Source organism: Kribbella sp. VKM Ac-2569 (genome assembly GCF_004216905.1).
Taxonomy (GTDB): Bacteria; Actinomycetota; Actinomycetes; order Propionibacteriales; family Kribbellaceae; genus Kribbella.
The window spans coordinates 2,206,507-2,219,398 of record NZ_SGXJ01000001.1 but is presented as its reverse complement, the minus strand read 5'-3'; the positions used below and the strand labels follow the sequence as shown (position 1 = coordinate 2,219,398).

Here is a 12,892-nt window from a genome sequence, read left to right as displayed (position 1 = left end):
TAGCCTGCGGTGATGCTGAGACGGCGGACTTTGTTGCAGGGGGCGTTGGCCGGTGCGGTCCTGACCGGCTGCACCAGCGAGCCGGTCGCCCCGCCGGTGTCGAAGGAGAACCCGTTCACTGTGGACGGGAACGCCCCGGTCGACCTGGTCAGCACTGAGGAGTACGGCGGATTCGCGGCGGCGGCGTACCGGAAGAAGTACGCGGCCGCCGCCGTCACGCCGAAGGTGACACCGCAACTGTCCACCCAGTTGCTGCCCCGGTTCGCCGCTGGTAACCCGCCCGACGTGGTGCTCAGCACCGGCGACGACGCGCTGAAGCTCGGCCGGCTGGTCAAGGAAGGTCAGCTGACCGACCTGCAGCAGTTGCTGGACGCACCGTCCTGGGACAACCAGTCCGCGACGGTCAAGGATCAGCTCCTGCCCGACATGCTGAACTTCGGCCGGTACGACGGGTCGCAGCGGACCGTCAACTACATCGCGAGCGTGTACGGGATCTGGTACTCGGCCAGCCTGTTCCAGCGCAACGGCTGGGAAGTGCCGCGCTCCTGGCCCGATCTGCTTGCCCTCGGCACCGATATGAAGGCGGCCGGTCTCGGCCCGTTCATGTACGCCGGCACGCATCCGTACTACCTGCTGGAACTGGTGCTCACGCTGGCCACCAAGACCGGCGGCCCGGACGTGGTGAAGCGGATCGACAACCTCGACGACGGCGCCTGGAAGGACGAGAGCGTCACCAAGGCGATCAACGCGGTCGGTGAGCTGACCAAGCGCGGGCTGCTCGCCCCGGGCACCGCGGACTACGACCACATCGGGTCGCAGAAACGCCTCCTCGCGTCCAAGGTCGGGATGCTGCCGTGCGGCAACTGGCTCGAGAACGAGATGAAGGGCCTGGTCCCGCAGGACTTCGCGCTGACCATGTTCGCCGTACCGGCGCTGGACACGTCGCCCGCGCTCGCCAGCGGGCTGCACGTCGCGGCGACCGCGCCGGTCCTGGTGCCGGACAAGGCGAAGAACAAGGCCGGCGGGCTCGAGTACCTGCGGGCGATGCTGTCTGCGGACGTCGCGGCGCAGGTCACCTCGGAGTCGAGTCAGCTCACCATCGTCCGCGGGGCGGCCGACGGGCTGGAGATGAGTACGGCGCTCAGCTCGGCGCGGGACCTGCTCGCGTCGGCCGGCGATCAGCTGATCACGTGGTACTTCGACGACTGGTACCCGGAGTTCGCGACCGCGGCCGCCGCAGCCACCGGGCAGTTCATGGCCGGCGGTCTGGCGCAGGCGGAGTGGACCGCGCGGATCCAGGCCGCGGCCGACAAGCTCAAACAGGACAACGCGGTCACGAAGTACCACCGGGACTGAGATCTGGGTTAGGTTAGGGCAACCTAACCCAGCCCCTGTGAGGTCTCCATGCGCCGCCTGCTGGTGTCCCTGGCCGTACTCCTGCTCGCCGTGACCGGGTGCGGAAGCGGGAACGACAACGCGCCCCAGGCAGCGAGTGAACAGGGCGGCGCCTTCCCGGTGACGATCAAGAACAAGTACGGCGACACCGTCGTCAAGCAGGCCCCGCAACGGGTCGTGACGGTCGGCCTGGTCGAACAGGACGCGCTGCTTGCGCTCGGCGTCGTACCGGTGGCGACGACCGAGTGGTTCGGGGAGAAGCCGGGCGCGTTGTTCCCGTGGGCGAAGGCGAAACTCGGCGACGGCGCCGTACCGCAGGTGCTGAGCGACAAGGACGGCCTGCAGTTCGAGAAGATCGCGGCGCTGCAGCCGGACCTGATCATCGGGCTGTACGCCGGGATCACGGCGGACGACTACAAGAAGCTGACCGCGATCGCGCCGACGGTCGCGCAGCCTGCCGGCGTACCGGACTACGGCGTGTCCTGGCAGGTCGTCGCGCGGACTGTCGGGCAGGCGGTGGGGAAGCCGGCGCAGGCCGACGAGCTCGTGAAGGGGATCGAGGCGCGGTTCTCCGAGGTGCGCGCGCAGCATCCCGAGTTCAAGGGCAAGACGGCGTTGATGGCCTCGCCGTACGAGGGCTACTTCATCTACGGCACGCAGGATCCGCGGTCGCGGCTGCTGACCGACTTCGGGTTCGTGCTGCCGGGCGGGCTGGACAAGGCGATCGGCGACAAGTTCGGCGCGAACATCAGCAAGGAGCGGATTTCGCTGCTCGACCAGCAGGCGCTGGTCTGGTTCCCGACCAAGGGCGGTACGGCGAAGCTGAAGGCGGATCCGCTCTACAAGAATCTGAAGGTGCGGACCCAAGGGCGGGACGTGTTCGTCGAGGAGGACTACGACGACCAGCTGTACGGCGCGACCAGCTTCGTGTCCGTGCTCAGCCTGCCGATCGTGCTCGACGAGCTGGTCCCGAGGCTTGCGGCCGCGGTGGACGGGAATCCGGCGACGAACGGGTAAAAACACCGTCGCCCGATGTGGCTGGTTCGCCGTACGCTCTGAGTGGGGAGTGAGAGCGATGGCATGGCTGGCATCTGTGGTCCTGTTCTTGATGCTGTGCGTCCTGCTGAGCCTGCTGCTGCCGAGTCCGCCGCCGTCGCGATGGCGGCGTGGCCTCCAGCGGCGTACGGCGGGGCTGGCGGCCCGGCTGCACCGGCATCCGGTCCCGGACCCGGATCCGTTCGCCACGCTCTGGCTGCAGACCCGCCTGGGGCACCTGTCCACCAAGATCCGGCGGATCGAGTCCACGCCCCACGTCTACGCCCGCGCGCATCGCCTGATGGCCCTCGAGGCGGCGTACGACGACCTCCTCGACGAGGCCTGCCGGCTGGCCGGCTGCCCGGGGGAGGCCGAGCAGAAACGCTCCGAGGAGAAACGCTGGCAGGAAGAGCAAGAACTGGCCGCCCGAGGTTGGTCCTGGTGACACATAGTTTTTGAGATATGACTGATAAGCCGCCCGGGTGTGGGTTGGACTGACGCCGCTGGCAGAATCGGGTCCATGTCCCAAGCTGCGTCTGACCCCTCCGCAGCCGGTTCCCAGCGACGCCCTCGCGTGCTCTCCGGGATCCAGCCGACGGCGGACTCCTTCCACTTCGGCAACTACCTCGGCGCGTTGCGGCAGTGGGTGGCCCTGCAGGACGACCACGACGCGTTCTACTGCGTCGTCGACCTGCACGCGATCACCGTGGAGTACGACCCGAAGGCGCTGCGCGATCGCACCCGCCGGTCCGCTGCGCAGTTGCTCGCAGCCGGGATCGACCCGGAGCGGTCCACCCTGTTCGTCCAGTCACACGTGCCCGAGCATGCGCAGCTGGGGTGGGTGATGGGCTGCATCACCGGGTTCGGCGAGGCCAGCCGGATGACGCAGTTCAAGGACAAGACGGCCAAGGGCGGCGCCGACCGCGCCACCGTCGGCCTGTTCACCTACCCGATCCTGCAGGCCGCGGACATCCTGGTCTACCAGGCGGACCGCGTCCCGGTCGGCGAGGACCAGCGCCAGCACGTGGAGCTGACCCGCGACCTGGCACAGCGGTTCAACCACCGGTTCGGCAAGACCTTCCGGGTCCCCGAGGCGCACATCGTCAAGGAGACCGCGAAGATCTTCGACCTGCAGGACCCGACCGCGAAGATGAGCAAGTCCGGCTCGTCGCCGGCCGGCATCATCGATCTGCTGGACGACCCCAAGGCGAGCGCGAAGAAGATCCGGTCCGCGGTCACCGACTCCGGCCGCGACGTGATCTTCGACCAGGAGAACAAGCCCGGCGTCGCCAACCTGCTGACGATCTACTCGGCGCTCACCGGCCGCAAGATCAGCGAGCTCGAGGACGAGTACGCCGGCCGTGGGTATGGCGACTTCAAGAAGGATCTGGCCGACGTCGTGGTCGAGTTCGTCACCCCGTTCCGGGAGAAGACACTCGGCTACCTCGACGACAAGGCGCAGCTGGACGCGATCCTCGCGGCCGGCGCCGAGCGGGCCCGCGCGGTCACCGAGCCCACGCTGGCCCGTGTCTACGACCGCCTCGGCTTCGTCCCCGGCCCCCCGCAGGGCCGGTAGACCGGATGACGACGACGATTGGTGTCGCGATTCCGATCGCGGAGCCGTACGGCACGGAGTTGCAGAAGTACCGTGCCGACTTCGGTGATCCGATGGCCGCGTCGATCCCGACCCACGTCACGCTGCTGCCGCCGACCGAGATCGAGGCCGGCGACCTGGCGGCGATCGACGAGCACCTGCTCGCGGTCGCGGCCCGGTTCCCGCGGTTCCGGATCCGGCTGCGCGGTACGGCGACCTTCCGGCCGATCTCGCCCGTGGTGTTCGTGCCGCTGGCCGAGGGCATCTCGTCGTGCGAGGTGCTGCAGTCACAGGTCCGCTCCGGCCCGCTCAAGATCGACCTGAAGTTCCCGTACCACCCGCACGTCACGGTCGCGCACGACCTGGACAAGGACGCCCTCGACCGCGCGTACGACGCCCTGTCGGAGTACGACTGCGCGTTCGACGTGGAGCACTTCAGCCGTTACGAACACGGCTCTGACGGCGTGTGGCGCCCGCAGCGGTCCTTCCCGCTGGCAGGCTGAGCCTCGTTCCTCGGGGTACAGGAGATTGATGAGCGTCATCCAACGGGGCAAGGCCGTGTGGGCGCGGTTTCAGCGGACACAGCTGTGGCGGGCGTGGAAGCGGTACGGCGACCGGCGTGGCAACCGGTTGGCCGGAGCAACGAGCTTCTTCGGGTTCCTGTCGCTGTTTCCGCTGATCGTGCTGGCCGCAGCAATCACCGGGCCGCTGCTCGGCCACGACGCGATCGAGGCGTTGAAGGACGCCCTGCAGCAGAACCTGCCCGGGATCGGCGACAAGATCGACATCGACTCGCTGATCGGGCATGCCGGAGCCATCGGCCTGGTCTCCGGGGCCTCGCTGCTGCTCACCGGCCTCGGCTGGATCGACTCGCTGCGCGCCTCGATCCGCTCGATGCACGAGCTGGACGACGAGCCGGGCAACGCGATCAAGCTGAAGGGCGTCGACCTCGGCGCGCTGATCGGTCTCGGTCTGATCGGCCTGATCGCGACCGGCGCATCGTCGATCCTGACCGGTCTGTCCAAGCGGATCGCCGACTGGACCAATCTGGACGGTACCTGGCTGGCGCACTGGGGACTCGGCCTGATCAGCCTGGTGATCGGGGTCGCCGCCGGCGCGGTGCTGTTCCTCTACATGCAGACGGCCCTGCCGCGGATCCTCCTGCCCCGCAAGGTGTCGCTGATCGCCGCGCTCGCCGGCGGGATCTTGTTCTACCTCGCTCAGCGGCTCGGCAACCTCTACGTGAACCACGTGCTCGGCGCCAACGCGGCGTACGGCGCTGTCGCCTTGCCGCTCGCGCTGCTGGTGTGGATCTACCTGATGACCCGGGTGATCATGCTGGTCGCGGCCTGGACGAAGGAAGCGACGGTCGACGCCAAGGCCGCCGAGCCCGCTGAGCCCGCTGAGCGCTCTGAGCTCCCGTCCGGGCCCGCCGAGATCGAGCCGCTGCTGCTCGGACCGCCCGGCAAGCGCTACAAGGTCGTCCCGATCCCGGAGCGCAAAGCAGACACCGTCGCAGTCGCCGCCGGCGCGGTCCTGGGCGCAACCCTCACCACCCTGGCTGTCCAAGGCATCCGAGCAGTGCGCTCCATCCGTCGTCAGTGACGGCGGCGGCGGAGGGCTCGGGGGCGGCGGAGGAAGAGGCCGAGGAGGAGTACGGGCGGGGCGGCGTACGCCCAGTCGGGGACGCGCAGGGCGAGTGACTGGACCGCCTGGCCGGGGTTGAGTGCGGTGCGTGCCTGCGGGCGGCTCGCCGTACCCGAACCGGGCTTGGTGGCGGGTTTGCCTTCCGCCTGGGTCTTCGGCGGCGCGGCGGCGGGTTTGACCAGGTTGCCGACCGGCTTGAGCTTGCCGTAGTTGGTGAACGTCCAGGTCAGCAGGTTGCTCGCGTCCTCGGTGATGCCGTGCGGTGCGTTCATCATCGTCACCACCAGCGTGTGCCCGTTGCGGCGGGCGGCGCCGATGAACGTGTTCCGTGCCAGCGTGGTGTAGCCGGTCTTCACGCCGAGCGCGCCGTCGTAGTTGAAGAGCAGCTTGTTCTGGTTCGCGACCTGGTAGGTGCCCTTGTTGCCGGCGTTCGGGAAGTTCGTGTACTTCGTCGACGCGTACTTGGCGAAGTCCTGCCGGGTCAGCCCGGCCTGCGCGAACAGGGCCAGGTCGTAGGCGCTGGAGTACTGCCCGTCGGCGTCCAGGCCGGTCGGGTCGGTGACGTGGGTGTCGAGCGCGCCGAGATCCTTGGCCTTCGCGTTCATCCGCTGGATGGTCGCGGGTACGCCGCCCTGGTCGTGGGCGCACAGTGCGTGGACGGCGTCGTTCCCGGACGCCAGGAACATGCCCTGGAACAGCTGGTCGACGGTGTAGTGCAGGCCCGGATACACGCCGACCTTGCTGCCGATGATGCCGGCGTCGGCGTCCGAACCGATCACCGGATCGGCCTTCTTCAGCCGCGGCAGCAGGACCAGCGCGGTCAGCGTCTTGAGGGTGCTGGCCGGGCGGAGCTGCGCGTGCGGCGCCTTGGCCGCCAGTACCTGACCGGTGTCCACGTCGGCCACGACGTACGCCGATGCCTGGACTGCCGGCGGTGCCGCCCCGTTGGCGACCACCGTCGGCTTCGCGGTCAGCAGCTCGCCGCCGACCGGGCCCTGTGGGGCCTGGCCGGCGGCGGTCGCTGTCAGAGGTCCGGCGACCACCAGTGCGGTGGTTGCGCAGGCCGTCAGAAGCAAACGCATCGGCGGCACTCTAGTTGCCGAGCGGTGCAGATGTCACAGGTGGGTCTCATGCCCTGAGTCAGGCCCGGTAGGCGGTCCACATGTCGCTGATCCGGGTGGACTGCCCGGGCGTGAACTGGTTGTAGCAGGAGTCGTACGAGTAGTCCATGTAGTTGTGGATGGGGTCCAGGCCCGACAGCGAGCAGGAGTCCCGGCCTTCGGGGCAGCCGCTGGACGAGCTGCTCTGGGCGGGCGTGTCGGCCACCGAGTCGTTCGTGGTCGTGCAGCCTCCCTGGAACGTGTGGTACAGACCGAACCAGTGGCCGGCCTCGTGGGTCGCGGTCTTGCCGTCGTTGTAGTTGGTCGCCGAGCCGCCGGGCAGCGACGTGTACTGCACCCGGATGCCGTCGATCTTCGGGTTGCTCGCGTAGTCCCACGGGAACGTCGCGATCCCGAGGTACGAGAAGTCGACCAGCCAGATGTTCAGGGCGTTCTTGCCGCCCAGGCGCGTCTGTGAGCGGTACGACGAGCTCTGGCGGTCCTTGTGCCACTGGTCGTTCTTGTACCGGTCGGTGCCGGCCAGGTAGAACGTGAAGCCGGTGTTCGCGGCCTGCGACGACTCCTGACCTGCGAAGTCCTGGTTCAGCTCGGCGATCTGCTGGTCGATCTGGGCCGCGGTGACGTCACCGGCACCGGTCTTGCTCAGCATCACGTGGACGTACACCGGAACGCTCGCCGACGCCAGCGTGCCGGCCTGTGGAGCGAGGCCACGGGCTGCCTTGGCCTTCAGGATCTGTGCTGTCTTGGCGTCGATGGCCTTCTGCTCGGCCGCCGACAACTCCCGGTGGTCGGCACCGAAGCCGCCACGCGCGGCGGCACCTTCCTCCGGCGTGAAGCAGGCCGGGTTGCCGGTCTGGTCGAGAGGCAACTGGGCAGTCGCCTGTCCACCGAGCGGACTGAACGCAAGCGCCGTACCGGCCAGCAGAACGGCCAGAGCGCGGGGACGGGTAACGAAAGATCGCATAGCGGTCCTCCAGAATCGGGCCGCTTTGGGCGGTGCGGCCGAATCCGGCGATTTTCCCCACCATCCCGGCACCTGCCAACCAATTCCCTGGCCCCCCAGTGCCACGGCACCACCACGCCGAGCCGCTATTCGAGGAAGGCTCGGAGGAGGGCTTCGGTGCCGGCTAGGTGTTCTTGCATGGTTTGGCGGGCGGGGGTGGGGGCGCCGGCCAGGATCGCTTCGATGATGGCCTGGTGCTGGTGGTTGGAGTGGTCGATGTTGCGTTCGAGGAGGGGGATGGCGTCCAGGAGTTCGTTGAGGCGCATGCGGACGTCGGCCATGGCGGACGTGAGGGAGGGGGAGCCGGTGACTTCGGCGATGGCCAGGTGGAGGCGGGAGTCCAGGCGGCGGTAGTCGGCCAGGCGGGCCGTGGACGTTTCGGCGAGGCAGCGTTCGAGGTGGTCGCGTTCGGCGGCGGTCAGGGTGCGGGACGCGGCGGCTTCCGCGGCGCCGGTTTCCAGGACGAAGCGGAGGGTGAGGGCGTCGTCGAGGCCGCCGGCGAGGTCGCGGGCCAGGCGTTTGGCCGGCGTACGGCGGGGTTTCGGGAGTTGCTCGTTGACGAACGTACCGCCGTACCGGCCGCGGCGGGACTCGACGTAGCCGGCCTCGGTGAGGGCGTGGATCGCCTCGCGGAGGGTGACCCGGCTGACGTTCAGCCGGGTCGCGAGCTCGCGCTCCGGGGGCAGCCGGTCGCCGGGCACGACGACGCCGAGCTTGATTGCCTGCAGCAACCGCTCGACCGTCTCCTCGAACGGGTTCCCGGCCCGTACCGGCCGGAACACCGCGTCATCTGCCTGAACGACCATGTCCTCAGACTAGATCGGTGTCACATAGGCGCCCGAGATTCCCCCGTCGACGAGGAACGTGTTGGCGGTGATGAAGGAGGAGTCGTCGCTGGCCAGGAACGCGACCGCGGCGGCGATCTCCTCCGGCTCGCCGAAGCGGCCCATCGGGACGTGGACCAGCCGGCGCTCGGCCCGCTCGGGGTCCTTCGCGAACAGCTCGGTGAGCAGCGGGGTGTTCACCGGGCCGGGGCAGAGCGCGTTCACCCGGATCCCCTGCCGTGCGAACTCGACGCCGAGCTCGCGGCTCATCGCGAGTACGCCGCCCTTCGACGCGGAGTACGAGATCTGCGAGGTCGCCGCGCCCATCACGGCGACGAAGGACGCGGTGTTGATGATCGACCCGCGGCCTTGGCGTTGCATGTAAGGGATCACGGCCTTGCAGCACAGGTAGACCGACGTCAGGTTGACCTCCTGCACCTTGCGCCACGCCTCCAGCCCGGTGTCGAGGATCGACCCATCGTCGGGCGGGGAGATGCCGGCGTTGTTGAACGCGATGTCCACGGCGCCGTACGTGTCGAAGGCCAGCTTGAACAGGTTCTCGACCGCGGCCGGGTCGGTGACGTCGGTCGGCACGTACAGCCCGCCGACCTCGTCTGCGGCGTCCTTGCCCGCGGCCGGGTCGAGGTCGCCGATCACGACGTGCGCTCCCTCTGCAGCGAGCCGCCGTACCGTGGCCAGACCGATCCCGCTCGCACCGCCGGTCACCACCGCGACCCGGCCCTCGAGCCGATGAGCCTTGCCACCGATGTCGACAGTCATTCAGTCCTCCGTGCTGATGAAGATGTTCTTGGTCTCGGTGAACGCGGCCAGCGCGTCCGGGCCGAGCTCCCGACCGAGGCCGGACTGCTTGTAGCCGCCGAACGGCGTCGAGTACCGCACCGACGAGTTCGAGTTCACCGAGAGGTTCCCGGCCTCGACGCCGCGACTGACCCTCAGCGCGCGGCCGACGTCCCGGGTCCAGATCGAGCCGGACAGCCCGTACTCGCTGTCGTTCGCGATCCGCAGCGCATCGGCCTCGTCCGCGAACGGGATCACCGCGACCACCGGCCCGAAGATCTCCTCGCGCACAGCCCGCTCGCTCGCGGGCGCCAGTACCGTCGGCGGGAACCAGAACCCGGGCCCGCTCGGCGCAGTGCCTTGGAACGCGGGGTTCTCGACGTACGACGCGACCTGCTCGCGCTGCCCCGCGGAGATCAACGGCCCCATCTCGGTCGCCGGATCGGACGGGTCGCCGACCTTGAAGTTCTTCACCGCCGGCTCCAGCAGCTCCAGGAACCGGTCGTACGCCGAACGCTCGACGAGGATCCTGGAACGCGCGCAGCAGTCCTGGCCGGCGTTGTCGAACACGCCGTACGGCGCTTGCGCGGCAGCCTTCTCCAGATCCGCGTCGGCGAAGACGATGTTCGCCGACTTGCCGCCCAGCTCGAGCGTCACCCGCTTCACCTGGTCCGCGCAGCCGGCCATGATCTGCTTGCCGACCGTGGTCGAGCCGGTGAAGACGACTTTCCGGACCGCGGAATGCGTGACGAAACGGTTTCCGACAACGGTTCCCTTACCGGGCACGACCTCGAAGACGCCGGGCGGCAGGCCGGCCTCCAGCGCCAGCTCACCGAGCCGGATCGCTGTCAGCGGGGTCAGCTCGGCGGGCTTCAGGACAACGGTGTTTCCGGCCGCCAGGGCAGGCGCGAAACCCCAGCCGGCGATCGGCATCGGAAAGTTCCACGGAACGATCACGCCGACCACGCCGAGCGGTTCCTGGAACGTGACATCGATGCCGCCGGCAACCGGAATCTGCTTTCCGAAAAGGCGTTCCGGGGCGGCCGAGTAGTAGGTGAGCACGTCCCGGACGTTGCCCGCTTCCCAGCGCGCGTTGCCGATCGTGTGGCCGGCGTTCTCGACCTCAAGCGCGGCCAGGTTCTCCAGGTCCGCGTCGACCGCGTCGGCGAACCGCCGCAGCAGCCGCCCGCGATCGGCGGGCGTCACGTCCCGCCAGGTCTCGAACGCCTTCGCGGCCCGAGCGATCGCCGCGTCCGCATCGTCCTGCGAAGCGAGCTCGATGGTCCGGATCACCTTCTCGGTGGCCGGATTGAGTACGTCGTACGTCATTGCGTGCTCCTGATCAGTGCGGTGAACAGCCGCAGGTCCTCGGGGTTCTCCTCCGGATGCCACTGCACACCGAGTGCGAAGTCGTGGCCTTCCACTTCGGCCGCCTCGACCGTTCCGTCACCCGCGCGGGCGGTGACCTTCAATCCCGGTGCGACGATGTCGAGGGCCTGGTGGTGGTAGCAGCTGCCGTCAGCGCGTTCGCCGAGGATCCGTGCGGTGAGGGTGCCGGGCTCGATCTTCACCTCGACGGTGCCGAAGGTCGCCGGCTCCGGGCGGTGCGCGTCGTGGGCGACGACATCCGGTAGGTGCTGGTGCAGGGTGCCGCCGAGCGTCACGTTCAGCATCTGCAGGCCGCGGCAGATCGCGAGCAACGGGACATCACGGTCCAAAGCGGCTCGGATGAGGATCGCCTCGTGGTCGTCGCGTCCCGGCCGGGTGTCGACGGTCTCCGGATGCGGGGTCGCCCGGTAGGAGCCCGGATCGACGTCGCAGCCACCGGCGATCACGAGTCCGTCGAGGATCTCCAGGACGGACGGATCCGTGCCGACCGGCGGCAGTAGCAGCGGCACCCCTCCGGCCGCCACCACCGCATCCAGGTACACCCGCGGAACCAGCGCGGCGTCCCGGTTCCAGATCCCCCAGGCCGCCGGCTCCAGGTACGTCGTGATGCCGATGCGCGGGCGGCTGAGGATCCCTCTAGAGCCGTTCGAACCCACGGACCCGCTCCCAGTCAGTGACGGCGGCGTCGTACGCATCGAGCTCGACGCGTGCGGCGTTGCTGTAGTGGTCGACCATCTCGTCGCCGAACGACGTACGGGCGATCTTCGAACCGGTGAAGAGGGCGGCGGCTTCGCGGAGCGTGGACGGGACGTGTTCCTTGTCGGACTCGTACGCGTTGCCCTCCAGCAGCGGCTCGAGCTCCAGCTCGTTCTCGATGCCGTGCAGGCCGGAGGCGATGATCGCGGAGACCGCGAGGTACGGGTTCACGTCGCCGCCGGGGAGACGGTTCTCGACGCGGAGCGAGTCGCCGTGGCCGACCACGCGCAGCGAGCAGGTGCGGTTGTCGAGACCCCAGGCGATCGCGGTCGGCGCGAAGCTGCCGCGGACGAAACGCTTGTAGGAGTTGATGTTCGGGGCCAGCAGGTACGTGAACTCGGACAGGCAGGCGAGCTGGCCGGCGATGAACTGTTCCATCAGCCGGGAGAAGCCGTGGTCGCCGTCACCCGCGAGCACCGGATCGCCGTCGTCGGCGCGGAAGCTCAGGTGGATGTGGCACGAGTTGCCCTCACGTTCGTCGTACTTCGCCATGAACGTCAGGCTCTTGCCGTGTTTGGAGGCGATCTCCTTCGCACCGGTCTTGTAGATCGAGTGGTTGTCGCAGGTGGCGAGCGCCTCGTCGTACCGGAACGCGATCTCGTGCTGGCCGAGGTTGCACTCGCCCTTCGCGGACTCGACGTACAGGCCGGCGCCGGTCATGCCGTTGCGGATGTCGCGCAGCAGCGGCTCGATCCGGGAGGTGCCGACGAGGGAGTAGTCGACGTTGTACTGGTTCGACGGGGTGAGGCCGAGGTACCGCTTGTTCCACGCGGTCTCGTAGGTGTCGTCGAACACGATGAACTCGAGCTCGGTCCCGACGTACGCCTTGAGTCCCCGCTCCGCGAGGCGGTCCAGCTGGGCCCGCAGCACCTGCCGCGGCGACGCGACCACCGGCGTACCGTCCAGCCACTGTACGTCGCACAGCACGAGCGCAGTGCCCTCGAGCCACGGCACCAGACGCAGTGTGTCCAGGTCGGGCGCCATCACCATGTCGCCGTACCCGCGTTCCCAGGAGGACATCGTGTAGCCGTCGACGGTGTTCATGTCGACGTCGACCGCCAGCAGGTAGTTGCAGCCCTCGGTCCCGTGCTTCAGCACCTCCTCCAGGAAATACCGTGCACCGCAACGTTTTCCTTGAAGCCGTCCCTGCATGTCGGTGATCGCCACCAGCACCGTGTCGACCTCGCCGGCCTCGACCAGCCTGCGCAACTCCTCAACACCCAACACGGCCACTCCCGGAGCTCTATTGGTCTGTTTCCAGTCCATTGACTCAAGTCTGGGTCGGGATGTCAACGCGTGCAGTTTCCCTTGACAGTGCCTGACCGGGGTG

Annotated in this window: 13 protein-coding genes; 6 read left to right on the top strand and 7 right to left on the bottom strand. The window is 68.5% G+C overall.

Annotated features, from left to right (window positions below):
• The first annotated feature begins 12 nt into the window (after positions 1-12).
• From ngcE to EV649_RS10440, 6 genes are all read left to right on the top strand, one after another.
• Positions 13-1,356 carry an N-acetylglucosamine/diacetylchitobiose ABC transporter substrate-binding protein gene (gene ngcE / locus EV649_RS10465; protein WP_130382851.1) on the top strand — a complete coding sequence of 448 codons (1,344 nt, stop codon included), beginning with the start codon at positions 13-15 and terminating at the stop codon, positions 1,354-1,356.
• A gap of 48 nt (positions 1,357-1,404) precedes the next feature.
• Positions 1,405-2,412: an iron-siderophore ABC transporter substrate-binding protein gene (locus EV649_RS10460; RefSeq protein WP_130382849.1), complete on the top strand. Its 1,008-nt coding sequence runs from the start codon at positions 1,405-1,407 to the stop codon at positions 2,410-2,412.
• A gap of 58 nt (positions 2,413-2,470) precedes the next feature.
• Entirely contained in the window at positions 2,471-2,875 is a 405-nt protein-coding gene (locus EV649_RS10455) for a hypothetical protein (protein ID WP_198682385.1), read from the top strand.
• Between the two features lie 75 nt (positions 2,876-2,950).
• Positions 2,951-4,006: a tryptophan--tRNA ligase gene (trpS, locus tag EV649_RS10450; protein ID WP_130382847.1), complete on the top strand. Its 1,056-nt coding sequence runs from the start codon at positions 2,951-2,953 to the stop codon at positions 4,004-4,006.
• Positions 4,007-4,011: 5 nt separating this feature from the next.
• Complete coding sequence (locus EV649_RS10445; protein WP_130382845.1) at positions 4,012-4,527, top strand: 2'-5' RNA ligase family protein; 516 nt, start codon at positions 4,012-4,014, stop codon at positions 4,525-4,527.
• Positions 4,528-4,555: 28 nt separating this feature from the next.
• Positions 4,556-5,629: a YihY/virulence factor BrkB family protein gene (locus EV649_RS10440; protein WP_130382843.1), complete on the top strand. Its 1,074-nt coding sequence runs from the start codon at positions 4,556-4,558 to the stop codon at positions 5,627-5,629.
• Here the strand turns inward: EV649_RS10440 and EV649_RS10435 are convergent.
• The 7 genes from EV649_RS10435 to EV649_RS10405 form a co-directional block, all read right to left on the bottom strand.
• On the bottom strand, positions 5,623-6,753 hold the full coding sequence (locus EV649_RS10435) for a D-alanyl-D-alanine carboxypeptidase family protein (protein WP_130382841.1): 1,131 nt from the start codon (positions 6,751-6,753) through the stop codon (positions 5,623-5,625). The genes EV649_RS10440 and EV649_RS10435 overlap by 7 nt on opposite strands.
• Before the next feature lie 58 nt (positions 6,754-6,811).
• Positions 6,812-7,756 (bottom strand): zinc metalloprotease, encoded by a 945-nt coding sequence (locus EV649_RS10430; protein WP_130382839.1) that lies wholly within the window; start codon positions 7,754-7,756, stop codon positions 6,812-6,814.
• A gap of 125 nt (positions 7,757-7,881) precedes the next feature.
• The gene (locus EV649_RS10425; protein WP_130382837.1) at positions 7,882-8,601 is read right to left on the bottom strand and encodes an FCD domain-containing protein; all 720 of its coding nucleotides are present in this window, start codon (positions 8,599-8,601) and stop codon (positions 7,882-7,884) included.
• Positions 8,602-8,610: 9 nt separating this feature from the next.
• A complete protein-coding gene (locus tag EV649_RS10420) occupies positions 8,611-9,399 on the bottom strand; it encodes a 3-oxoacyl-ACP reductase (RefSeq protein WP_130382835.1) in 789 nt (262 codons plus the stop codon).
• Entirely contained in the window at positions 9,400-10,746 is a 1,347-nt protein-coding gene (locus EV649_RS10415) for an aldehyde dehydrogenase family protein (protein WP_130382833.1), read from the bottom strand.
• A complete protein-coding gene (locus EV649_RS10410; protein WP_241997957.1) occupies positions 10,743-11,462 on the bottom strand; it encodes a gamma-glutamyl-gamma-aminobutyrate hydrolase family protein in 720 nt (239 codons plus the stop codon). Before EV649_RS10410 ends, EV649_RS10415 begins: the two co-directional genes overlap by 4 nt.
• Complete coding sequence (locus EV649_RS10405) at positions 11,443-12,789, bottom strand: glutamine synthetase family protein (RefSeq protein WP_130382829.1); 1,347 nt, start codon at positions 12,787-12,789, stop codon at positions 11,443-11,445. The genes EV649_RS10410 and EV649_RS10405 overlap by 20 nt, the downstream gene beginning before the upstream one ends.
• Positions 12,790-12,892 lie beyond the last annotated feature (103 nt).